Origin of the sequence: Lederbergia galactosidilytica (assembly GCF_017873565.1) — a bacterium.
In the GTDB taxonomy this organism is placed as follows: Bacteria; Bacillota; Bacilli; order Bacillales; family Bacillaceae_C; genus Lederbergia; species Lederbergia galactosidilytica.
Genome location: NZ_JAGGKH010000004.1, coordinates 89,252 through 113,772, shown reverse-complemented (window position 1 = coordinate 113,772; position 24,521 = coordinate 89,252). Strand labels below are relative to the sequence as shown.

At 38.0% G+C, this 24,521-nt stretch carries 20 protein-coding genes; 11 read left to right on the top strand and 9 right to left on the bottom strand.

Features of this window, described 5'->3' with window-relative positions; all coding sequences use genetic code 11:
- Nucleotides 1-14: 14 nt before the first annotated feature.
- Nucleotides 15-464, bottom strand: a complete 450-nt coding sequence (locus J2Z23_RS05560; RefSeq protein ID WP_057981774.1) for a DUF2262 domain-containing protein — start codon at nucleotides 462-464, stop codon at nucleotides 15-17.
- A 149-nt stretch (nucleotides 465-613) separates the two neighbouring features.
- On the opposite strand from J2Z23_RS05560, the gene J2Z23_RS05555 reads away from it, so the two are divergent.
- The 6 genes from J2Z23_RS05555 (at nucleotide 614) to J2Z23_RS05530 (ending at nucleotide 7,693) form a co-directional block, all read left to right on the top strand.
- Nucleotides 614-763, top strand: coding sequence for a nucleotidyl cyclase domain-containing protein (locus J2Z23_RS05555; protein WP_128738680.1), 150 nt, complete (start codon nucleotides 614-616; stop codon nucleotides 761-763).
- Between the two features lie 242 nt (nucleotides 764-1,005).
- Nucleotides 1,006-2,229, top strand: coding sequence for a PdaC/SigV domain-containing protein (locus tag J2Z23_RS05550; protein ID WP_209973422.1), 1,224 nt, complete (start codon nucleotides 1,006-1,008; stop codon nucleotides 2,227-2,229).
- Nucleotides 2,230-2,782: 553 nt separating this feature from the next.
- On the top strand, nucleotides 2,783-3,547 hold the full coding sequence (locus tag J2Z23_RS05545) for a Cof-type HAD-IIB family hydrolase (protein ID WP_057981777.1): 765 nt from the start codon (nucleotides 2,783-2,785) through the stop codon (nucleotides 3,545-3,547).
- 592 nt (nucleotides 3,548-4,139) lie between these two features.
- Nucleotides 4,140-4,889 (top strand): DeoR/GlpR family DNA-binding transcription regulator, encoded by a 750-nt coding sequence (locus J2Z23_RS05540; protein WP_057981778.1) that lies wholly within the window; start codon nucleotides 4,140-4,142, stop codon nucleotides 4,887-4,889.
- Complete coding sequence (gene pfkB / locus J2Z23_RS05535; protein WP_209973420.1) at nucleotides 4,886-5,797, top strand: 1-phosphofructokinase; 912 nt, start codon at nucleotides 4,886-4,888, stop codon at nucleotides 5,795-5,797. The genes J2Z23_RS05540 and pfkB overlap by 4 nt, the downstream gene beginning before the upstream one ends.
- A 15-nt stretch (nucleotides 5,798-5,812) precedes the next feature.
- Nucleotides 5,813-7,693 carry a PTS fructose transporter subunit IIABC gene (locus J2Z23_RS05530; protein WP_209973417.1) on the top strand — a complete coding sequence of 627 codons (1,881 nt, stop codon included), beginning with the start codon at nucleotides 5,813-5,815 and terminating at the stop codon, nucleotides 7,691-7,693.
- A gap of 233 nt (nucleotides 7,694-7,926) precedes the next feature.
- On the opposite strand, the gene J2Z23_RS05525 is transcribed toward J2Z23_RS05530, so the two are convergent.
- The 4 genes from J2Z23_RS05525 to J2Z23_RS05510 all read right to left on the bottom strand — a co-directional run bounded on the left by J2Z23_RS05525 (nucleotide 7,927) and on the right by J2Z23_RS05510 (nucleotide 12,784).
- Complete coding sequence (locus J2Z23_RS05525) at nucleotides 7,927-8,574, bottom strand: TetR/AcrR family transcriptional regulator (RefSeq protein WP_057981781.1); 648 nt, start codon at nucleotides 8,572-8,574, stop codon at nucleotides 7,927-7,929.
- A 15-nt stretch (nucleotides 8,575-8,589) separates the two neighbouring features.
- Nucleotides 8,590-9,696, bottom strand: coding sequence for an ABC transporter permease (locus tag J2Z23_RS05520; RefSeq protein WP_064468758.1), 1,107 nt, complete (start codon nucleotides 9,694-9,696; stop codon nucleotides 8,590-8,592).
- Nucleotides 9,693-10,415 carry an ABC transporter ATP-binding protein gene (locus tag J2Z23_RS05515; protein ID WP_057981783.1) on the bottom strand — a complete coding sequence of 241 codons (723 nt, stop codon included), beginning with the start codon at nucleotides 10,413-10,415 and terminating at the stop codon, nucleotides 9,693-9,695. Before J2Z23_RS05515 ends, J2Z23_RS05520 begins: the two co-directional genes overlap by 4 nt.
- Before the next feature lie 284 nt (nucleotides 10,416-10,699).
- Nucleotides 10,700-12,784 carry a cellulase family glycosylhydrolase gene (locus J2Z23_RS05510; protein WP_338011601.1) on the bottom strand — a complete coding sequence of 695 codons (2,085 nt, stop codon included), beginning with the start codon at nucleotides 12,782-12,784 and terminating at the stop codon, nucleotides 10,700-10,702.
- 286 nt (nucleotides 12,785-13,070) lie between these two features.
- Between J2Z23_RS05510 and rpiA the strand changes: the two genes are divergently transcribed.
- The gene (gene rpiA / locus J2Z23_RS05505; RefSeq protein WP_064468759.1) at nucleotides 13,071-13,748 is read left to right on the top strand and encodes a ribose-5-phosphate isomerase RpiA; all 678 of its coding nucleotides are present in this window, start codon (nucleotides 13,071-13,073) and stop codon (nucleotides 13,746-13,748) included.
- A gap of 399 nt (nucleotides 13,749-14,147) precedes the next feature.
- Here rpiA and J2Z23_RS05500 read toward each other — a convergent pair whose 3' ends face one another.
- On the bottom strand, nucleotides 14,148-15,068 hold the full coding sequence (locus J2Z23_RS05500) for an ABC transporter ATP-binding protein (RefSeq protein ID WP_209973414.1): 921 nt from the start codon (nucleotides 15,066-15,068) through the stop codon (nucleotides 14,148-14,150).
- On the bottom strand, nucleotides 15,068-15,757 hold the full coding sequence (locus J2Z23_RS05495; protein WP_209973411.1) for an ABC-2 transporter permease: 690 nt from the start codon (nucleotides 15,755-15,757) through the stop codon (nucleotides 15,068-15,070). The genes J2Z23_RS05500 and J2Z23_RS05495 overlap by 1 nt, the downstream gene beginning before the upstream one ends.
- Before the next feature lie 491 nt (nucleotides 15,758-16,248).
- Between J2Z23_RS05495 and J2Z23_RS05490 the strand changes: the two genes are divergently transcribed.
- Nucleotides 16,249-17,502 (top strand): MFS transporter, encoded by a 1,254-nt coding sequence (locus J2Z23_RS05490; protein ID WP_057981787.1) that lies wholly within the window; start codon nucleotides 16,249-16,251, stop codon nucleotides 17,500-17,502.
- 85 nt (nucleotides 17,503-17,587) lie between these two features.
- Here J2Z23_RS05490 and guaC read toward each other — a convergent pair whose 3' ends face one another.
- Entirely contained in the window at nucleotides 17,588-18,562 is a 975-nt protein-coding gene (guaC, locus tag J2Z23_RS05485) for a GMP reductase (RefSeq protein WP_057981788.1), read from the bottom strand.
- A gap of 390 nt (nucleotides 18,563-18,952) precedes the next feature.
- Between guaC and J2Z23_RS05480 the strand changes: the two genes are divergently transcribed.
- The 3 genes from J2Z23_RS05480 (at nucleotide 18,953) to J2Z23_RS05470 (ending at nucleotide 21,755) form a co-directional block, all read left to right on the top strand.
- On the top strand, nucleotides 18,953-19,336 hold the full coding sequence (locus J2Z23_RS05480) for a hypothetical protein (protein WP_057981789.1): 384 nt from the start codon (nucleotides 18,953-18,955) through the stop codon (nucleotides 19,334-19,336).
- Nucleotides 19,337-19,915: 579 nt separating this feature from the next.
- A complete protein-coding gene (locus J2Z23_RS05475; protein WP_057981873.1) occupies nucleotides 19,916-20,482 on the top strand; it encodes a hypothetical protein in 567 nt (188 codons plus the stop codon).
- Between the two features lie 253 nt (nucleotides 20,483-20,735).
- Nucleotides 20,736-21,755 carry a DUF3231 family protein gene (locus J2Z23_RS05470; RefSeq protein WP_057981790.1) on the top strand — a complete coding sequence of 340 codons (1,020 nt, stop codon included), beginning with the start codon at nucleotides 20,736-20,738 and terminating at the stop codon, nucleotides 21,753-21,755.
- Nucleotides 21,756-21,794: 39 nt separating this feature from the next.
- Here J2Z23_RS05470 and J2Z23_RS05465 read toward each other — a convergent pair whose 3' ends face one another.
- Complete coding sequence (locus tag J2Z23_RS05465) at nucleotides 21,795-23,879, bottom strand: class I SAM-dependent methyltransferase (protein ID WP_057981791.1); 2,085 nt, start codon at nucleotides 23,877-23,879, stop codon at nucleotides 21,795-21,797.
- Nucleotides 23,880-24,521: the final 642 nt, after the last annotated feature.

Here is a 24,521-nt window from a genome sequence, read left to right as displayed (position 1 = left end):
TCCCACCTTATTTTCTAAATTGTTGCTTGTAACAGCTTATAATCATAATCAAATTTGGCATGGATTCTATGGCCCCCAAATAAATCGCCATCATCATATTCCAAGTAAATTCCTTGAGCGTTTATTTCGATATCCAAAAGGGTGATCGCTTTAATAAATATTTCCACGGAGATATCATACTCTCCTGCGTCGACAGCATCCCAGTCTAATGTTTCATCATCCTCATCATATTCAGGCCAAAAATCATTTTTGTAATCTATTAATTCCTGGGCAATGGCCATTTTTGTTTTCTTATTAAAATCCTCTAGAACCGAATAAAGTTCCTCGGCCTTGCACACCAATTCACTTAAATCGGCATGCTCATTATCCAATGACCAATAGATCGAACCAATTTCTAGCTTGAAGGATTTAACGTGTTGATTATACTGAAATGTCCCGAAGTTACTTTTGATCGATTCTGCCATCTTTCGCATCCCCTCCGTTTCTCTTGAAAGAAATTATAACATTGATGATGGAAAGAATGCCTTCTCATTGGTTACATTTAAGGTTTTAATCTATTAGGGTATGAAGTGGTGGGGGGCTGAGTGGATTGAAAGTCTAAGACAAGGGAAAATTGTCCATTTCAATCTCGATAGGTGTTGCTAGTTTTCAAGAAACGACAATTGCTCCAACGAAGCTAGTGGAAGATGGAGATAAGGTACTTTATAATGTGAAAAGGTTGGGGAGGAATAGAGTCTGTATTGCAGATCAATCTCAGCAATAACAGCTACTAATTATGATATCTACTGCTATATAGCTGCTGAATTGTGAGCAAATTTATTTTTAAAATCTTCGCATGGTTATGGTTAATTTTATGATAACCGTGCGGAGTATTTTTATCTATTTTAGTTTTAATTAGCTAGAGAATGAATCGCGATCTTTTGTGTACTTTAAAACTCCTAAAAAGATTATTCAGTTTACCGATATATGGTATAGAAAGATAGATTGGATGGGAGTTTTGACAGCATGAAGAAAATCACACTATTGGCTCTCTTATTATTAGTATTAGTTGGATGTAGTCAACAAGGAAGCACAGACAAGAAGGGAACTGCTTCAGAGAAGGAAAAGGTTAGCGCTGTGGATGAGGATAGTGAAAAAGAAGTAGTGAAAGAAACGGCGAAAAAAGAGGAAGAAAGAGAGATAGAGAAGTTGCTTCCTGATTTAAGTCAATATGAAACAGTTAAGCTTGAAAAGAAGGAAGAGAACTTTGAAATTGAAATCCAATATCCCTCCTTTGGATATGAACCAGTAGACAAGCTTCTTGCAGATGAAATGCAGTTCCAGTTTGAAAGTAGTCAAGAGGCTGCGAAAGAGATTATAAAAGATCCAGCATACGAGGAAGAAGGTTTAGGAACAAAAATTAAATATTCTTACGATGTATCGTTTAAAGAGCCAGTGGTCACGGATGACTTTGTCTCGATATATTTTGATGTTTACATCTATATGGGTGGCGTGCATGGAACGGAACATAGCTATGCCTTTAATTATGACCTAAAGAATAATCAATTGTTAGATCTAGAAGAGGTGTTAAAGAGAAGCGGGACAGATCTTAATAGTGTGTCAAAATTAGTAGCGGAAGAATTGATCAATAGTGATCAGTTTGCGGAATATCGTTCCGAACCTGTCACGTTTAAGTATAAAGAAGACGTGAAGGAGGAAACCAAGCCTACTCTTGAAAACTATTATGCTTTTTCCTTAACAGAAGATGCGATTATTCTGTATAAGCAATTTTACAAACTTTTCCCTAATTCTGCAGGTGTTGTGGGAGTGGAAGTGAGCTGGGATAAAATTGCTGCTGCAACAGAAGAGAAGAAGAATGATATTGTCTATCAAAACAATGATCACCAGTTTACTCTGCATCTTCCTGCATCTTGGGAAGGAAAGTATATTGTGAAAGAGGGAGATTGGAACGTTGGGGCAGAAATAAGCTATGATTTTCAATTTATGCATAACGGAAAAGAAATCTGTAATATTTTTAGTATTAGTGTGCTAGATACCGAATCAGCAGAAAATATCGGTCCGATGAACTTGATTGCCAACCATAATGGAAATACGTATGTGTGGAATCCAATTATGGAGATGCCACCCGAATTTTGGGAAGGCGGCGAATTACAAGAACTTGAAGAGGAGTTTGCCCGTATGGTGAATGAGGAAGTCCCGGAGATCATGGAGACTTTTACATTTGAATAAAACAAATCAGTAGAACCAAAGTTTTTAACACAATAAAAGCCATCTTGGACAATATTGTTATTTTGATAATTTAGCAAAGGGAGTAAGGAAACTACAAAGTAAAAAATAGAGCTCCTCAGAGGGGCTCTTCTTTTAATGCCACAAAGGTGTGTTATTTCGGGGGAGTCTTTTACAATCTAAGGATATGCACTCTAGTAGCTATTGAAGCCTCTCTATTAGCCGTTGCGCTCGTTCTATTAGCCATTGGCTTTTTGCAAAGGCGATTTTGTACCTATGATAGCCATTCTTCTTAAAATCGTTACCGCTTTTTGCCCTATTAGCCGTTAGATGCATTCTATTAGCTGTCGCGCTCAGCCTACTAACCATAAACAGACCAATGATCGCCAATAAAAAATCTTTTTTGTTTTAAAATACTGGAAAATGACTCCTTCTGCTCTACCGGAAATAAAGGAAGATAATTCAAGAAATAGTCGTATAGGCAATTTTGAAAATGATCATCTGACATGGTACACTCAAGCCATATCGAATGATGAGCAAGAAGGGGAGTTGTATTATGGAGACTACGAAAAAAGGCAGGCCATTCAAACTTATTGCACTTGATTTGGACGGAACATTATTAAATCGGCATCATGAGATTTCGAATGAAAATCGAAAGGCAATTGCGGAAGCAGTGGAAAAAGGCGTACAGGTGGTTATCAGCACAGGGCGCCATGTTAAATCTTGCAAAAATTATGCGGATTCTTTGCAGCTCTCTTCCTATCTAGTGGCTGTTAATGGTAGTGAAATTTGGGATCCCTCTGGAAACCTGCTTGAAAGGAACCCGCTTCAGCAAGATTTTGTCCAAGCAATGTGGGAGCTATGTCATCAACATGGTACCCGTTTTTGGGCGATGACTCCAGAATCAGAGTTCCGCGAAGGTTTCCCAGAAGAAATTACTCAACGCGAATGGCTTAAATTTGGATTTGATTTTGATGATCAGGAAACAAGTGAAACGATTTTAACAGAACTGAGAAAAAATAAACAATTAGAAATTAGCAATTCAAGCCCATTTAATATTGAGGTGAATGCCCTCGGAATAAACAAAGCGAATGCATTAAAAAAAGTCTGCGATCGTATCGGAATTTCGATGGATCAAGTGCTCGCTGTTGGCGATAGCTTAAATGATTTAGCGATGATTCAGGCGGCTGGCTGTGGTGTCGCCATGGGCAATGCACAAGAATTAGTGAAGGAATCGGCTGACTGGATAACAGATACGAATGAAGCAGATGGCGTCGCCAAAGCCATTCGCTACTGGGTTTTGAATGAGAAGATGGCATAAATGGGATTTGGATCAACTAAATGAAGAAGCTTCAGTTTTAAAGAGTACTCTTTATAAAAAAACGCCACAACGGCGTTTTTTTATGGAACTAGAAGCTGCAAAACATTACTATAACTGCTAGGAACTTGTGCGTTGGTCGATGTGGGTCATGTAAAGTCCCCGGTCTTTTCTTCCTCACTTTTAAGCAGCGGTTCATAAAAACATGCTCACTTCATCTTAATAACTCCTCGAAAATATACGTTTCACTCCGACGGATCGGGAGCAAAGCAAACCAGCGAATTGGATCCCTATTCCTATTGCAGTTGATCTTGCAAAATGGCAAATTTCCATGGATCTATATGAATAAATACAATCTCTCGCAATAAGGATTTTAATGATGAGTCTGACTCTCCCAAGTGGTGCATAGCTACCGGTATTTACCAGACAAGAGGACTTATTTGTATTGAGAATATAAAAAAAGGGTGTCACAGAAAATCAGTATCCACTGACTTTCTGGACACCCTTTTTTTGAATGCTTATGAATGAATTTGATTGAATTTGAATGAAATATCATATAGAATTATACTAGCAACTTATAGGAGGTCATATTCATTTGCTAGAGTCGGAACGTCATCAAATCATCCTTAATCTTTTAAAAGTAAAAAAGACGGTTAAACTTCAAGAGCTTGTTGAGTTAACAAATTCATCTGAGTCTACGGTTCGTCGGGATTTAACCTTGTTAGAGCAAAAAAAGTTTTTAAAACGAGTTCACGGTGGCGCCTCCCAACTACAAGGAAAACTATTTGAGTCAAGCATAACTGAAAAATCAACCAAAAATGTTCACGATAAACAGCTAATTGCTCGATTTGCTGCATCGCTTGTCGAGGAAGGCGATAGTATTTATTTAGATGCAGGTTCAACTATTTTCGAACTCATTCCCTTTTTACCAGTAAATATTGTAGTGGTAACGAATGGTTTAAACCATATACCGGCTCTTTTAAACAGGGGCATTAAGTCCTTTCTTATCGGTGGTTTTTGTAAACCAAAAACAAATGCTTTAATTGGCCGAGGAGCTATGGAAGGTTTGAGACAATATCGCTTTGATAAATGCTTCATGGGTACAAATGGGATTCATTCGGAATATGGCTTTACAACGCCAGATCAAGAGGAAGCTATGATTAAACAGCAAGCGATTTCACTAAGCCGAGAAGCTTTTGTTTTGGCAGATGCCTCTAAATTCTCTGAAATCTTTTTTGCGAAAATTTCGGATCTCTCTGAAGCCACCATTATTACAACTTGTTTAGAGGAAGATCTAGAAAGAAAAATTACGCGTATAACAAAATTAAAGGTGGTTACGGAATGATTTACACGGTTACGTTAAACCCCTCTCTTGACTACATTGTTGAGATGAACAATATCACGTTAGGGGCATTAAATCGAACGAAAAATGAAGCTATTTTACCAGGTGGAAAAGGAATAAATGTTTCCCAAGTATTAAAGACATTTGAAACACCGAATCAAGCGCTAGGCTTTGTCGGAGGGTTTACCGGAGATTATATTGAAACACTCTTACACACCTTGGATATTGAAACTAATTTTATCCGAGTGAATGAACAAACACGAATTAATGTCAAAGTGAAAGCTGAACAGGAAACAGAAATAAATGCTAAAGGGCCTAGAATCACCACTGAAAACTACATGGCACTGCAAGATATAATACGAGAATTAACGCATGAAGATACGCTTATTTTAGCTGGAAGCATTCCCTCATCTTTGTCCACGACAACGTACGAGGAGTTGGCGAGCATCTGCCAGGAGACTGGGACGCGATTCGTTGTGGATGCGGAAGGGGACTTATTAAAGAATGTGCTTCCTCATAAACCATTTTTAATCAAACCCAATCATCATGAGCTTGGAGATTTATTTGGAGTTACGATAAATAATTGTGAAGAAGTGATTCCTTATGGGAAAGAACTGATAAACATGGGAGCCGAAAATGTCATTGTCTCTCTAGCCGGTGAGGGTGCGGTTTTTATGAACCAAGAGCAGGTCTACGTGTCAACAGTTCCTAAAGGTGTTGTAAAAGGTTCAGTAGGAGCGGGAGATTCTATGGTAGCTGGATTTATGGCTATGTACGAAAAGACTCATTCCTTTGAGGAAGCTTTTCGCTATAGTGTAGCTGCAGGCAGTGCTACAGCCTTTTCGACTGGGCTTTGCACCCGAGAAAAGATTGAGAGTTTATTGCCAGAAGTAAGAATAGAAAAATTCTAGTATAGGAGAATAAGCATGAGAATAACAGAACTGTTAACCAAGAACACGATTCATTTGCACCTCAAAAGCTCGCAAAAGGCCGAAGTGATTGAGGAACTTGTTCAAGTATTGGATGTTGCTGGCAAGCTAAATGATCGTGCAGAATATAAACAAGCTATTTTTCATCGTGAAGAGCAAAGTACGACGGGAATAGGCGAGGGGATTGCCATCCCCCATGCAAAGACAGCGGCGGTTAAAGCCCCAGCTATTGTTTTTGGTAGATCTGTAAGTGGGATCGAATATGAATCTCTTGATGGGATGCCTGCACACCTTTTCTTCATGATTGCGGCACCAGAGGGCGCGAATGATACTCATCTACAGGCATTGTCAAAATTATCGACGATTCTGTTAAAAGAGGAAGTGCGAAAACAACTCTTAGAAGCACAGACAGAAGAAGAAGCTCTCGCGATTATTAATGAGCATGACGTGCAAGAGGAAGAAGAAGAAGAGGCAGTTTCTGTCGCTGAAAATGAACCTTTTGTAGTGGCTGTTACGGCGTGTCCAACTGGAATTGCTCATACGTATATGTCCGCAGATTCTTTAAAGGCAAAAGCTGAAGAAATGGGGATTGCCATTAAGGTAGAAACGAATGGTTCCGGCGGTGCTAAAAATGTCTTAACAAGCGAGGAAATTGAACGAGCAACAGCAGTTATTGTGGCAGCTGATACTCAAGTACAGATGGCTCGTTTCAATGGTAAGCATGTCATTGAAGTACCAGTAGCGGAGGGCATTCGTAAACCGCAAGAATTAATTGAGCGTGCTTTAAAACAAGAGGCACCAATATTTAAAGATTCATCCAATAAAGATGATCATGGCCATAAAGAGTCAGCTTCTCGTGGTATAGGGGCTACCATTTACAAGCACCTAATGAGCGGTGTATCTAACATGCTACCATTTGTAATTGGTGGAGGAATCTTAATTGCGCTCGGCTTTTTATTTGGCTATAATGCGCACGATCCAAACGACCCTTCGTACAATATCATTGCAGAAGCTCTTAATACAATCGGTGGTGGTAATGCATTTGCCCTCATGGTTCCTGTACTAGCTGGCTTTATTGCAATGAGTATTGCCGATCGTCCAGGATTTGCCCCAGGAATGGTTGGGGGAATGATGGCAGCAACAAGTGGTGCTGGTTTCTTAGGAGGATTAGTTGCAGGTTTTCTTGGTGGTTATATAGTAGTTGGAATTAGAAAACTATTAGCTGGTCTTCCATCTTCTTTAGAAGGGATCAAAACGATTCTATTGTTTCCTTTACTAGGAATTGCTATCACAGGTTTTATTATGCACTTTGTTGTGAACACTCCTTTAAGTGCATTAAACACATGGATTTCGAATTGGCTTTCTAGCTTAGGTACGGCAAATGCAGTGCTTCTTGGGGTCATCCTTGGGCTGATGATGGCCATTGATATGGGCGGTCCGATTAACAAAGCTGCCTATCTTTTTGGTACAGGACTTATTGCTAGTGGAGTGTATGAGCCAATGGCTGCCATTATGGCAGGAGGAATGGTTCCACCACTTGGTATTGCCCTAGCGACCTTTTTATTTAAAAATAAATTTAGTAAACAAGAACGTGAAGCCGGACCTGTGAATATTGTGATGGGCCTATCATTTATCACAGAGGGAGCGATTCCTTTTGCGGCTGCTGACCCGCTTCGAGTTATTCCGTCCGTCGCGGTTGGAGCAGCTGTGGCAGGAGGTCTGTCCATGATGTTTAATATTGGGCTACAGGCACCACATGGTGGGATTTTTGTCTTCCCACTTGTCAGTGGTAGCTGGCTGTTGTATCTTTTAGCTGTTATAATCGGAGCTATTGTTTCTGCAATCCTTCTAGGATTATTGAAAAAGCCAGTAAAATAATTAGATATATATTCACACCGAGTCATAGCAATGACTCGGTGTTTACTCGTTGTAAGAGAAGGATAATACAAAGGAAAGACGTAGCTTATACTTTGAGTGAATGTATTTACAATATATGAAAGCGGGTTTAACTGGATGGCTAACAGGCTGATAGAATATACCCAAAAATCTATTTGCGAATTTAGCCATACTTGTTTCTAATAACCGTTTGTTAGGTTAAGGTATTAGAGAGACTATTCAGTTTTTCCCAACCCATGTAATATAAATTGAATTGTGCGCTCCGCTTCGGCTTCATCATCCCATTCTAGTTCAGGGAAAAGCACATAGCGAGAGAATAAAAAGCCAAGAAGGGAAGTGACAGCTAATCTTGCTACACTGGCAGGTGGTATGTCAATGATTTGCCCTTTTTCTTGATAGCTCTTAATTAACTTTGTAACACGATCAAAGGTATCTTTCGCAATATGATTCAGAAATTGCTCCCGCAACTCAGGGTGGAAAGGGATTTCCTGAAGCAAAATTTTAATGACGGGGAGGAGACGTTTGACGACATTTCTCCGATTTTCCATTGTTGCCCGCAAAAAGTCTTCGACATGATCATATTTTTGATCCAGCACTTTATGAAAGTCTTTTACAATATAAGGGGCAATTAATTTTGTCATAAACGGACCAATGATCGACAGTAATAATTCCTTTTTTGTTTTATAATGCCGGAAAATGGTTCCTTCCGCTACCCCTGCTTTTTTTGCAATTTCACTTGTTGAGGTGGCGGAATAGCCTTTTTCGGAAAAAGATTCAATTGCTGCTAGGATGATCTTTTTTTGTTTATCTGTTAGTTTTTCTCCAGCAAATAATTGTTCGACAAGCCTTTCTTCTTCAGACATTGTATCCTCCTATTGTTAAATCTTTCGATATTTTCTTAAGGCGACCACATTGAGAATAATAAAGATCAGTGCAAAACCTAAAAGGATTAGTAAATCATTGCGAATGTCGCTTAAACCAAGTCCTTTATACATAACACCCACTAAGGCATTTCCTCCATAATACATCGGCATACATTTGGCAATCACTTGTAGCCAATCTGCCATTTGATTGACGGGAAGAATCCCGGCAAAAAAGACTTGTGGGATAATGGCAATTGGAATAAATTGCATCATTTGAAATTCCGAGTTTGCAAATGAAGATAAGAGAATACCCAGTGATAAGGCGACTAATGCTAAGCATAAATTAATAAGGATTACATTCCCTAAAGCCCCGGCTAGCATGATATCTAATACTTTAACAGCATAAAAAACAACGATCAAGGTTTGAATAACTGCAAAAATACCATATCCCAAAAGATAGCCAATAACGAGATCTCTTCTTTGGATCGGGGTGGCCATCAATCGTTCAAGTGTCCCAGTTGTACGTTCACGGAGCAAAGCAATCCCGGAAATAAGAAAGACAAAAAAGAATACAAAAAACCCGACAAGAATAGGGCTTAATTGCTCAAAAAAGGTCGTATCTTGATCACCGTAGATATAGGAAATGTTCATGTCTGGTTCTTTCATTTGTCCTATGTTTGCTGGAACATTTGGCAACTGATCTTGGAGATTCCCTATCAACTCGGCTAAACCTTTTGCTTGTTTCCCAGCGTTTTCTGTGGCAATGGCTTGAAGAATTTTCATTTGCAACGCTTTTGTAGAAGCGGGATCTGCATTCGTTAAAGTCAGATCTACCTTTTCATCCTTAAATTGCAATAAACCATCTAATTCCTCTTCCAATATAACCTGTTCCTTATTTTTTACATGTTCATATTCTTTGATGATAATGTCTTTATCTTTTAGCTCGTTGATGACAGAGGCATCTGTGTCTAGAACCCCAAGCTTTGGAATGGTGGTATCACTAGCAAACAAATAGTGAAGAAGAGTGAGAATGAGCAAGGGAGCAACCATCATCAATGCGAGCGACCGCTTATCACGCAACATTTGCTGGATAATTCGTTTGACGACTGCGAGTATTCTCATGCCATTTTCCCCCCAGCTTGTAAGAATACGTCTTCTAAACTTGAAATCCCATATTGTTGTTTCAATTGCTGTGGAGAACCATTTGTAATGATTTCCCCGTTCCTGATCATCGCGAGTTGATCGCATTTTTCTGCCTCATCCATCACATGGGTTGTTACTAAAATAGTTTTCCCTGCCCTTTTTAATCGGTCAATCTCTGCCCAAATTGATTGGCGCAATTCAGGGTCTATTCCAACGGTGGGTTCATCTAATACAAGTACATCAGGATCTTGAATTAAGGCTATGGCAAGTGATAATCGACGTTTCATTCCCCCAGAATAGTTTTGTACTTTTTTATGCAGATGAGAAGAGAGATCTACTAAATCTGCCGCATAAGTAATCCGCTTTTTCCGTGTATCTTTTTTTAATTTAAAGAGCGTGGCAAAAAAAGATAAATTTTCTGCTCCTGTTAAGTCGGTATATAAGGCGTCCGCTTGCGCCATATAGCCAATTTTCTGCAATACTTTTAAATTAGGAATAGCCATCCCTAAAACTTGGACATCTCCAGTAGAAGGTTGATCCATCCCAACAATTAATTTCACTAATGTTGTTTTTCCGGAACCTGAAGGCCCAATCAGGCCGTAAATTTGCCCAGCTTGTATTGTTAAATTAATCTTGTTCAAAACTAATTTTTTTCCGAAACTTTTGCTAATATTCTTCATTTCAATGGTGGCTGGCATTGAGTTCCCTCCATTCATAAAAAATAGTGAGTGATTACTCACTATTTTAAAAGACTGTAAGGGGTTCGTCAATAGTTAGGGGAAGAGAAAGTGAATAATTGAAAATATAGAAAGGGGCTGGGACATAACAAAAATACTAAGCCTCAAAAGCGAACAATGCATTACCTTAGCGAAGTATTTTTTTAAGTGAGTTATTTTCACGCTAGTAGTTCGAACTTTTCTTAAGTGATAACACTTTTGTCCCAGCCTCTTTCCATACAATTCATGATTGAGACTTTTTTCGCTTATTTATCTATTTTTCTTTTTCTAAAATACAAAGCTAAAATGCCTCCTATTAATACGAAAGCCAAACCTAAGAATAGATAGTTATAGAGATTTGTAGCAGTGTTTGGAAGCCGATTATATCGATCATTATTAGGCTTGGATGTTCCATCAACTCGCTCATTAACAGGAGCCACATCAATCTCTGCTGGTTGATTATCATTCTTATCATTAGGAACTTTTTCTCTTCTAGGCTCCTCATTGCCAGGAACTACTTTATTTCCGGAAGTATCGTCCTCATTATCTGGCTTCTCAATAGGACTGGGTTTTTCTTTATCCTTAGGTTGCTCATTGTCCCTAGGAGGGTTCTTATCTCCTCCTTCTGCTGGTTTCTCCTCTTCTAGTGTCTCCGTCTTTGTTTCACCACGGACAGTATTACCATCCTTTGTAAGGGTATAGGGTATTTTTTCCCCGCTCCAGAAATGAAAAGTTAATTCAATTTCTCCATCAGTGGCTTCATTAAAAAACGCCTCTTTCATGATCATTTTGTCCTTTTCATAATCTGGGGAAAAAGTATAGCCAAACTCTTTAAATGGTGTCCAATCTTGGGGGCCGGCTACTTCTCTATCCGTATAAAAAGCCTCCATTGTAGCAAGCTCAGCTCCATTAAAGGAAGTCGGAATGGAAAAGTTGGCTACAGTTCCTTCTGCTTTATCTAACGTGGGTGTTTCATATGTTTTTATGTGAAAATGCCAGTCTGCTCCTTGATTAAATTTAGCTGTTAATATAGCGTTGGTTCCTAGATGGCCATCTTCAGTAAGATACTTTAATAAATCCGCCTTGAATGTTAACTGTTGACCATCCCATAAATAATCCCGTCCTTCTAGTAATTTTTCTTCATCCAATAGTAAGGAAATAAACTGGTTGCCATTCAAATCGAGTTTGAGTGATTGATCTTCGATTTCTTCATTATTTTTAATATAGATAAAGTCAGACTCAGCAGTTGCGGAACGTGTTGTCCAACTTGCCTTCATTAATTGATAAAGTGCAGGATCTGACCATTCATAAGATGTTCGCCCGAAATGTTGTCCATTATCCCAAAGCATATGAGTTAACTCTTTTTCTTGTGCATAATAAATCATAAATTCAAAAAACTTTAATTTCTCTCCTTGCTCAATGGCTTGCATATCTGTATCAAAGCCAAGTAGTCCATATTCACCAATAATAACGGGGATTCCCTTAGCAACAAATGTATCATGGACACGATCAAAAACAGAGATAATTTCATTCTTCGTATCTTCTTCAAAACGTGTGTAACCCGCAATATTCACACTAAATGGCCAAAAACCATAGTAGTGAACCGTTGAAATGATGTTTGGATCATTTAGTTCCGTGATTGTCTCATACAAATCTGATAACTTCTCAGGTTCCGATCCAGTCAGTAATGTTGGGAGTACAAGCGGACGGGTGTCATTCTTACCACCGGATTCCCTCACTATTTGATGAAAAGCTGTATTTAATTCTTGGAGATACTCGAATTGCTCCTGTTCTGTACCATTAAACTGTGGTTCATTAATGCTCTCAAACATCAGTTTAGACGAATAATCCTTAAAATGTTCGGCAAGCTGCTTCCATGTCTCTTCAAATCTCGCAAGGGTCTCATCATGGTTATGGTGCATACCTTCACTTAACCATATCCAAGAGTCATGATGGATATTAATCATGACATATAAGTCTTCAGCTAAGGACCACTGTATAACTTGGTCAAGTCGCTCTAAAAAGTCTGCATCAATTATGTAATCTGGACCTGCTGCCTGTCTTCCGTCAAACGTAACGGGAATACGAATACTTTTAAAACCTTGGTCAGCAACATGTTTGATAAATTCCTCTGTCACATGGGGATTGCCCCAAGCTGTTTCATCAGCGCCAACTGCATCAAATGTATTACCTAGATTCCATCCCGGCTGCATGTCTTTCACATATGCTTGAATATCAGCTTCGCTTTCCTCTGCAGCTAGGCTTGGGTTAGCTAAAGATACGGCCACAATGACAGCCAATGACAGGATCATCCAGGAACGTAAAAAAAGGTTCGAACCAGTTTGTTTCAATAGAAATTCCTCCTAATTAGTATTTCAAAATGAAGGGTGGTATAACTTTTAAAGCTCACCTCCTAATGTAAACGTTACCAATTAGGTTATCATAATAATAGATGAATAAGTATAGTTATAATTAGATGAATTTTCATGTATAAACTAGTGGTTAGAAGCATTGGCTACAGCGAAAAACAAAAATGCATTTAGCTGACTTCTTTTGTTAAATGATTCGTTTATATGAAAAAGGGAAAGCTACTTACATGGAAATAACAAGTGATTTCTAAAGTGAAGGAGAAGAATAATGTTAAAGAAGCAACTAGCAGGTGAAAAAGCAGTCGAGTTTATTGAAGATGGAATGGTGATCGGTTTAGGTTCAGGATCAACTGTATTCTACACAATACAAAAAATAGGTGAATTAGTGGGGCAGGGACTACGGATTCAGGGGGTCTCTACCTCTAGGGAGACGACACTTTTGGCGCAGTCTTTGAATATTCCTTTAGTATCTATTGACTCGGTCAATGAGATTGATTTAACGATAGATGGAGCTGATGAAGTTGATCGGAATTTGCAGGGCATTAAAGGGGGAGGGGGAGCTCTATTGTATGAAAAAATTGTCGCTAGTGCTTCTCGAAAAATTATTTGGGTAGTAGATGCAAGTAAAATGGTGGAATCATTGGGGAAATTCCCGCTGCCGATCGAAGTGGTCCCTTTCGGTCATAAACAAGTGATAAAGAAAATGGAGCTGGAGGATTGCCAACCAATCTTAAGAGTAAAAAATGGCTCTCCTGTGCAAACAGATGGCGGGCATTATATAGTCGATTTACATATGAACAAAATCGAGCATCCACAAAAGTTAGAAGAGAAATTGCAAAATAAGACAGGTATTGTAGAAAATGGTCTCTTCCTCAATTATGCTCACCAAGTAATCATTGGCGGACAAGAAGGAGTGAAAATTAAAACAAGAGATAGCGAAAAATAAAAGAGAGCTGCAGTTAGACTGATAAAAAAATAAGGCGAATGAGGGTGCTTAAGTTAATCTGAAAAGACGGAACACAGTCCAAATTAAACATTCAGTTTTTACATAGTCTCACGTTGTGGGAAGAATCCCCTAAAGCGTAACAGCGAAGTGGATTGTGATGAAAAATAGGCAAGCCGATCAACAGCATAGCAGCGAACGCATTGCTCCTTACGCTAACAAGGGGAAATGTTTAAAAACGTGAGGATAAAAGTGTCGCTCCTCACGCTAATAAGGGGAAATGTTCAAAAATGTGATGGTAAGAGCCCCACTCCCCACGCTAGCAAGAGTAATTCCTCAAAAACGTCATGGTTAATGGTCAGCCTCCCCCAATCTTGATGGAATTTTCGTATTTTTCCTGGTTTATTCTTTATTAATTCTTTTGTTCATAAATATTTCCTCAAGTGAAGGTTCTTTTACTTCTACCCGAAAAATATCTATTTTCCATTCTGTAAAGGCGTGGGTCAATTCAGCAATCCTTTTTTCCGAAGGGAGGTTGAGTGAAAGATAAGGATTATTTATTTCCATATCTGTTCCAATTGTTTGTAGCCAATGAGTGATTATTCCGTATTTCGATTCCGGGATAGGCGAATGCTTGATTTTTACTGTCAAAGTTGATCGATAGAAGGCTCTAAGCTCATCCATTGTACCGATTTTATCAATTTGTCCATCTTTCATAATGGCGATTCTTGTGCATAATTTCTCCACTTCATCGAGATTATGAGAGGTCATAAAAACTGTTTTCCCGTTTTTATGGAGTTGCCGAATTAATTGATGAATATGAAGCGCTGACTCAGCGTCTATACCAGAAGTTGGCTCATCCAGAAAAATTAAATCAGGGTCGTGAATAATGGCTTGAGCAATTCCTAGTTTCTTTTTCATGCCAAAGGAAAACTTCGCTGTCTTTTTTCGGGCATGTTCCTCCAAACCAACCTGTTGTAAAACTTCCAGACAACGTTCTTTTGTTGCTGGCTTTTTGGATAGAGATGATAGAAAACGCAAATGTTCTAATGCGGATAAAGCGGGATAAAAAGTAGAATAATCTGGCATGACTCCAATATGTTGTTTGACACGATCATTCGGTCCTTTTATGCCTAAAAGCGAATATTCGCCAGAGCTAGGGTGAACTATACCTGTTAACATATTGATAAAGGTGGATTTGCCAGCGCCATTTCTGCCTAGGAAACCGAAAATCTCGCCTTTTGCTACATGTAGATTCATTCCTTTTACAACAGGGGTGGACCCGTAAGCTTTTAAGAGTTGATTGGTTTCAATAGCGTACATTAGCAATCCCTCCTTTTTAACATTAGAAAGGTGAATAAGAGCAAGATTCCTGCGAGTAATAGAGTTATGAGAAAAGCATAATTATCTTGATTCAAATAGTAGTACGGGACTAAAAATTTGGTCCAGCTTAGCCAAATATTGGAGGTAAAAGAAACCCATAACCCCACAATGGGAAATCCTAATCCTAATATGACACCTAGAAACATCGTTATCCCGGGTTTCGGAATAAGCATGGAAAGGAGGAGAGTTAGGGCTATTTGATAAGTAAGCAGACTCATAATTTGTGAGAAAATGAAAAGATCTATTTTATGGGCATAAATACTGATTAATATAAACGAAATAGTGATACAAACAAACCAAAAGAACCAAATACCTAAAAACTTCCCCACTGTAATAGACGAGCGTGATGCTCTTGTAATAAGGAAACGAATAGTTCGTTCATGTATTTCCCTATTAAGACTGTCATGGGACAGCCCCATAATAAATAAAAGTCCAAATAGGAGTAAGAGGATCAATAGACCTGCAGAATGGATATTTTCGGCCTCTCTTTCAGATAGTTGCCCTACAACTAGCAGGATGTCTGCGTATTTAGCGGAAAAATAAGAAGCTAAAAATAGAATAGCAATAATGATTAAAGACTTTATACTTTTAAATAGGCCGAAGAATTCTCTTGTGGCAATAGTATACATATTTCTTATGTCTCCTTTCTTTCTTAATGAAATGATTCTTCTTTGATTATCTAGTTTCAATATAATGCTGTTTTCTTAACATGTATGAAACGTAGGCTTAATTTCTCCTTAACGATAATTCTATTGCCAATCAAAATAATAATTTGTGATAGTCGACGTGAAGGTAGAGCTACTTTATTTCACAACTTCAGATGCTTTTGCAGCTTGTGATGTTGATGAATTTCAAGCCTTTCCAACGCCCCGAGAGTCTAAATCTATAGGGGTGGTTTTCTACTAAGCACATAGTTTTCTAGCTAGATCACTCCTATTTTTTTTCCATTAAAAAAATAGTTATATTTCTGTATGATTCCCTTGGAAATGTTATGATAATAGAGTAAATCTATTGGATAAAGCTTTGTTCATACGAAAACTTTCATTATTATGGGGAGTATTCAGTTCCATTTTTAATTGTGTATCCAAAGAAATAATTTTTTACTAGAAGGTAGAGAGCAGTGGAAAAACAAAATAGTCGTTACCGATGGGTAGTATTTGCGACAGTATTATTTGCCTATTTTTTAATTGTAAGCCAACGGACGGCACCTGGTTTAATTACTGATCAATTGATGATTGATTTTAAGGTGACGGCATCGACGATTGGTTTACTAACAAGTGTACAATTTTTGGCATACTCTAGTTTACAAGTGCCGATTGGGTTATTGTCAGATCGTTATGGTCCCAATCTTTTTTTGATTGTAGGGGCTTTGTTGAATGGGATTGGCACTGTTATGTATAGTCTCGCACCCAATGAATACTTTTTATTATTTTCGCGCTTATTAGTAGGTATTGGTGATGCGACTATTTGGGTTAACTTGGTGCTTATATTAAGCCAGTGGTTTAAAGTGAAGGAATTTATTAGTTTGCTAGGTTTTGCTGGAATGTCGGGAAGTTTGGGGTTTTTAATGGCAACATTTCCCTTTTCAGCTTGGATTGATCTGACTGGATGGCGAATGGCCTTTCTAACAACGGGTATTCTTTTATGCCTGTGTGGCTTCATATTGTATTATGTCTTAGTGAAAAAGCCGAAGCAGTTGTTTAAGCAGGAAGAAAAGAAAAAAGCCGCAAGGGAGAAGCCGGAGAGTACTATCGTTTTACTGCGTCGTCTAGTGACTGACCGCCAAGCTTGGGCGACCTTCTTATGCCACTTTGGTTTAGTGGGGACCTATGTAGGATTTATTGGATCCTGGGCAGTGCCTTATGGAATTAACATGTATGATATGACACGCTCAGAAGCGAGCCAATTGATTATGATAGGCCTTGTAGGGGCGATCATTGGGGCGCCAGTCTCAACTTGGCTTTCGAATCGCTTAGGGACCATAAAACTTCCTTATGTAATTGTTCATTTTATTATACTTATAAGCTGGATCACCTTATTCTTATTCGCAGGCAAGCCACCATTTTATTTGCTGATTATCCTTTTCTTGTTGATAGGATTTGGAAATGGAGCTAGTGCTCTAACATTTGCCACTGTACGTCAATCCTTTCCAATGAGGGTTGTAGGAGTGGTGTCAGGTTTTGCCAATACAGGTGGATTTCTGAGTGCAGTATTGTTGCCAAGTATTTTCGGAAAAATATTAGACCACTTTCCTGGCGCACTTGGTTACCAATATGGCCTTCTGATTCCGCTCATTTTTTCATTATTAGGATGTATGGGTGGATTATTAATAAAAGGACAACAAACAGAAGTATCTACTGGATTGCATGCCTGATTAAAAGGAAAGTAGCAGTATTAATGATAGGAACGGGGAGGGCAAAATAGCCGGGCGTATATTTATTACGTCCGGCTATCTTTCCTCAATCTCCGTTAAAAATGGAATTTTTTACAATAACATGTTCTACTTCACGAAGTGCTGCAAGATTATTTCCACCTGCATAGGAAATAGATGATTGGAGGTCTTGCTCCATCTCGGTTAAAGTATCCTGCAGTTGACCTTTATGCTCCACCAACATCCTTTTTCCTTCTACGTTTTTCTTTTCGCCTTTTTGAAATTCAGAGGCAGAACCAAAATATTCTTTATAAAGCTTGCCGTTTTGCATAATCGTTCTACCAGGAGATTCTTCATGCCCAGCAAAAAGTGATCCGACCATGATCATGGAAGCACCAAAATGGATGGATTTAGCGATATCTCCATGTGTGCGAATTCCGCCGTCTGCAATAATCGGTTTACTTGCCGCTTCTGCACACCATTTAAGCGCAGCTAATTGCCAACCAGCTGTACCAAATCCAGTCTTAATTTTTGTAATACAAACCTTTCCAGGCCCGACGCCCACTTTTGTGGCATCTGCGCCAGCGTCTTCTAAATCGCGGACAGCATCAGGTGTTGCGACATTCCCAGCAATAACAAAGGTTTGAGGCAATTGTTTTTTTATATGTTGAATCATTTGGATGACAGCATTTGAGTGACCATGAGCAATATCAATCGTAATAAACTCTGGAATAAGCTCCTCATCAGCTAATTGCTGAATAAATGGATATTCATCCTCTTTTACTCCTACGCTGATTGAAGCAATTAATCCCCGTTCATGCATTCCTTTAATGAAATCAGCACGTTGTTCAGGTTGAAAACGATGCATGATATAGAAGTAACCGTTTTCCGCTAGATAATACGCAATCTCCTCATCAATGATCGTTTGCATATTGGCAGGCACAACAGGTAATTTAAATTTATGGCTGCCTAAAGTAACAGATGTATCACATTCCGAACGACTTTGAACAATACATTTTCTCGGAATTAATTGAATATCTTCATAATCAAATATTGTTTCCATTAAGTAAACACTCCTAAACACGAATGATTATTTAAAAATATATAATAATGTTCGTACATATCTTAATGTACCTCATTTTTCCTTGGTTGTCAAAGGACAGTTGATGGAAAAAATCCTATAAGAATGCTTAAGAGTCTTTACAAGATCAAGTGATGCTAATGGCATTTGATGGCCAGGGAGAGGTCTACTTTTCCTATGGAACAAATTTGTGTCATTATAAAAATGGATTGTGATTAGAAGGAAGGATTGTCTAACTACGGTTATTCAAAAGGGAGATCGTTTTAATCAATATGTTTTCTCAAGCTTCTCATCAAATTCTCATTTTCTTCACATCAATTTTCAATTATAGAAGCTTAAACTAAACATTAGATTGAATGGGAGTGAGAATACATGATGAAAACAATTGCTATGTCTTTAGTGGGTGCTCTAGTTTTAGTAGGAAGCATTTTAGGGGTAAAAGCCATTTGTGCGCATCCTATTGACGAACAAGCAGTGAAGAATGCACCGGTGGAGCAATCAAATGAACAAAATCCAATAGCGAATGAAGGAGAAGTCTCACAATTTCAAGAGATATCTCATTTAGAAGAAATAGTCGATCTTTCAAAATATCAAATAGAAGTGGTGGAAGATCTTACAAATAAGCGAATTCTCTTGCTTTTAGATGAGAAAGGCCATCCAGCTTATAAGAGCATTTTTATTAAAAGAAAAAATATACATAAGGTTATAGATCTTAACGGAGAAAGAGATTTTGTTGAAACATTGGCTGACAAATAGGAATCATGACAGAAGAATTAATTAGGGAAGAGGATCCTTCATTCAAAGCAGCAATGGCTTAATGGGGAAAGCAGCGAAGCCACTTCGGTTTCATGAAATGTATTTCCCATCTTTTTACTCATTATGTGATGGTTAGAAATCCATTAGCACCGCCCCTATTCCACAGAAAAGAAAATATCCATAAAATTATCTCTTCGATTCCATAACAATGTTTATCGAAACCTCCTGATGTCTCTTCATTTTAAAGAAGAGATATCAGGCTTTTTGTTGTGTTGTACTATATAAACCATCGGATCAGGCGCAAGTTTTAGAGAAGGGCGAATCAGTTTCCACTTTTTGAAGCTAAACGTATTCCTATTCCATACGATGAACAAGATTGATTTTTTTGTTTTCGGGTAATGGATAAAGTGGAACCTCAATAAGTGGAAATTTCCCCCTACTATTGATAGTCGACCAATCGGGGGAATAGCGCACTAGTTCCACTTATCCTCTTCAATTTATAGATTTCCTGGAGTGGGCTTATGACTAATTGTTTCGTGATAAAACAAAATGATTATCAGTGAAAGGATCTTTACATATATGTTTGGATTTTCAGATTTAATCGGTGTCGTGATCTCTGCATTCATCATTTTACCTGTTGTTGTTTTTCTTAGAGAAGTTGGATATTTAATTGTAACTGTCATATTTGGTGTGAAGAATCCAAGAATAACGATTGGTTCAGGCCCGCGCCGGTTTAAAATAGGTATTGTTGATGTCCGAAAGTACTATCATCTCTATAGTTGGTTTTCCTATGATTCTATAAAAAGAGATAATAAATTTGTCTATGTTTGTATATATGCTGGCCCAATCTTAATAAATCTCATACTAGCGTTCATTATAAACGCCTTATTGGTGAATGGAATTTTATCGGCTTATCAAACCTTCTGGGAGCGTTTTATCTTCTATACAATTTATTACGTACTTTTGGATGCCATCCCGATGATTACAATAAATGAAATGCCAAATAATGGAATGATCATTTATGAGATGATACGGTATGGAAAGCGTATCGATCACAATAAGGAACCATTTCTACCGGCAACTTCTGAAATCGAAGAACAATATCAACAACAATTGGAGAAAATTAAGGAAAAACATAAGAAATAAGTTAAATGAACAGTTTATGATTTTCTAGATGTCATTCATTCTCCCACCGTATCACTTGGACAAGCAGATAATCTCATTTTAGAACTAATATAATACATCTATAATCATTTCTAGATCATGTTTCTCTTAAATGAAGGGTTATTAAAGGAACAGTTGAAAATACGTGTGAAAATCTCAATACCTGAATAGGGTAGATAAGTCTGTTGCATAATATGTGTACCAAAATTTTATCCTAAGATGGGAGTAATGTCTTATGGCAATACAAAATGTAAACTTAACATCCGCGGAAATTGCCTCTCTTTGGACTTCTTATATGAATGATAGTATGTCTAAATGTATCTTAACTTATATGTTAAAACATATAGAAGACAAAGAGATCAAAGCGGCGGTTCAATTTGCCTTAGATATTTCGGAAAAACATCTGGAATCCTTACATCGAATATTCGAGCAGGAGCAATACGCGCAACCACAGGGTTTTACCGATGAAGACGTAAATTTAAATGCTCCTTGGCTATTCACAGATGTTTTTTGCTTAACTTATGTTAATCAAATGGCTAGGATTGGATTACTTGCTTATGGTGGTTTTGTATCCATGAGTATTAGAAAGGATATAAGGATTCTTTTCACAGAAGGCATTGAAGAAACAACAGACTTATATAACCGAACAACAGATATAGGATTGGAAAAAGGCGTTATAGCGAGATTTCCATTTATTAATGTACCTACAGAGTCAGACTATGTAGACAGCAAAAAGTATTATAGTGGATTGAACCCCCTTGCCTCAAAACGTCCTCTAAATGCAGTTGAAGTTTCTCATTTGTATATGAATTCGATGACTAATACAGTTGGGGTTAAATTATGTCTTGCATTTGCGCAAACTTCACCAGTTAAGGAAGTGCAGGAGTTTATGCTGCGAGGGAAGGAAATTTCGAAAAAGCATATTGAAATTTTTACTTCCAAATTGTTGGAGGATGAAATTGAGACACCGCAATTACCTGATATGGCCATAAGTGAGTCTATAACACAGACGTTCTCTGACAAATTATTAATGTTCCATATGTCATTATTATCAGCTTCAGGAATTGGAAACTATGCAACAGCGGCAGCGGCTAGTCAGCGTAGTGATTTGGCAGTCGACTATGAAAGATTATCCCTAGAGATTGCCCGTTATGCAAAATCTGGAGCAGATATAATGATTAAGCATAGTTGGCTAGAAGAACCGCCTGGAACAACTGATCGCGCAAAATTGGCAAGGACAAAGAAGAAGCAATAGAATTGTCCCCTAAGAAACACGAACTTAGGGGACTTCCATTTAAAGACTGCCTTTTTCAATTATGATGAAGCATGTGCTATCAGGTAGTCGTACGGGCTGTTGTGATTCATCTGTTAAGGAGATTCTATCCAATAGATGTTCTTCATATCCCTCTTGCAAATAATGTTCAAAGATCATTATATTCGCTTCTGATCCCAATGATTGTTGAATGCAGTCCTTATATTCACTTGGAGTAAAATAACCAAATTGTTCTTGTACTTCATGTGGATAGGATTCTTCCCCCCAAGTAAAAGTATATAAAAATTCCATGCTATCATTGATAGGTAAGGAAACGGTTTGTTCATCAAGCCATTTGTATTTGATTTCCCTGCCTTTGAAATCATGCACATAGCGATTGAAAAAGGCTATGTCGGCTTTATTTCTAAAATGGATATTGCGAACTAGGTTTTTTGGCTCCGTCATAATTCCATCCCGAATAATAATTCGGCCATTTGGACGTAATGCAAGAAAGGCGCTTTGTAATGCTTGACCAATGACGGCAGGATGAAACTTTTTCCCTTCATAAGGAATATAGGAAAACATTTCATGGAGAATGGATGAAAAGATAATCGTATCCACTTGCCCTTCACCGACATATTGTTGAAGATCAAGAGCATCACCTTGAAGGACTTCCCAGCCTTTTTGTTCACGTTGCTTTTTTCGTTCTAATTCGGCTATAACATTCGCGGCAATATCGATTCCTATCACCTTGGCATCTGGATAACGGGTAGAAAGCAAATCCAATAGAAATCCTCCCCCAGGCCCAATATCAAGTATCGTATCTCCGACTACATAATCGACAATTTTCTTTTTGAAATTTTGAGCGTGGTTCATATCGGCAAGATAGCTTTTTTCATTTTGGAGGCGATCAAAGGCATCTTTTCGGAATCCAAAAAAATCATATAGTAAAATAATCGCCCGTTCATATACAGGATCTTTTTCTGCTTCTTGACAAAATTCAATGAGTTTTTCGCCTGCGTTTGAGAAACAAAAAGTTACCCCGATAAACTGGACGTGGTCATATAAGTCTATTTTTAGCGAAACATGTTGATTAGCTGGGATCTCATGATATAAAAGTTCTTCCACCGACAATTCGTTTAAATAGGCCTCGATAATCCGCTTTTTATAAAGGTTAACCGCTTTTTTTCCTTTATAATCATAATGAAGATCACGCATTAAAGGCTCAAATGTGATATGCCCTAAAGTTAAGGAAGGAGAAGTACGTATAAGTAATAGAAAAATTTTGATAAATTCCTCCAGTGTAAAATCAGATAAGGCTGATTCTACATACCATAGATCGACTTTATGGAAAAATAAAGCTAACCTCTCTTCCGCCTTTTCGAAATCAGGAATTCGCTGGATTTCCTTTTCAAAGTCTTCTCCGTATAAGATGGCGTGCTGACGTAATTGTTTTAAGCGTACTTGAAACGGAACTTCATGGTCATCCGTGCCAGTGATTAACCAAAGAATGACTTCATTGACTTTCTCTTTAACATTCTTCCATAGAGTTGGGGAGACGGCTTCAATGATACATTGGTTTAAGGCTATTAATAGTTCCCTCATTATAGGATCGGGAATGATTTGTAAGCTGATCAATTGAGCGAGTGGTTGCAATTGTTGATAGCGTGCTTCTCCACGGATATATTGTCCGATCAACCCATGTGTTTGAATCAAAGTATAAATTAACTCTTCTTCAACAAAATTCCTCTCTGAAATCAGTTTTTCCATTTGTGCTGTAGCATAAATTTGTGCAGAAGCAAGGTTATGGATGGCTAATGGGTAACCGGCGTCCAGCCATATTTTTCGCATTGATGCAGATCCGCATTTAGCGACTTCGCACCATTTTAAAACTTCCTCAAGAATATGCTTACTGTCCTGAGGCAAGCTAAGTTTATTTAAAATTTGCAAGGTGCGCTCCGTGTAGCTAAGCACAGGGTGATCTTCGATTTCTGCTAGAGAATCGACCTGTTCTAAATTGACATTTTTTTGCTCGGTTTGATATAGAAAAGCTAGCCAATTTTGCTGCTGAAGCACGCTCTTTTCGCCATATTTTAACTGTTGAATGGATTGTAAAGACTTTAGCATCTCTCTAAGTCCCTTCTGGAAACTGTTTTCTTTTACTGTAACAAACGATTCATCCATAGAAAAATAGGGAGGAGGTCCTGATTGAGTGAAGAATAAATGCATAGAAAGAATAGTATACGAGCATGAATGTTTTCCAATTACTTTCACTGCTGGATTTAAACTGTCCGTTCCCGCAGAAGTTTTCAAGCAAAATAATGAAAAACGTTCTTTTTTTAGGAAAAATCCTGTATGATAGTGAAAGAACTTTTGATAGACAGTGGATGTAACCGTGTTTTTGATTGCAGCGGAACTCTATGTTTATCCACTCCTTATTTTTAAAAACTGTTTTTATACTATTTGAGTCCATTTCATCATTGCTTATTGATGATCAATACACGAACGTTTTTGTAAAAGGAGATTGAATTGTTAGTCAATGTATTTCCTTAACTTAGTTGATTGGAGCGGAAGGTGGCGACTCCTGGGGGGATTAGCGTGACAGGTGAGAAGCTCACCGCACGCCCCCCCGGAAAACGTCCACCTGAAGCGTAAATCAACGTTGTTCGGATTTGGATGCTAAAATCTCTATTATGAAATTGATTCATTTATATAAATATAATTTTACTTTTTGTACGTTATTCTAATAGAGTAGGAAGGAGAAGATAA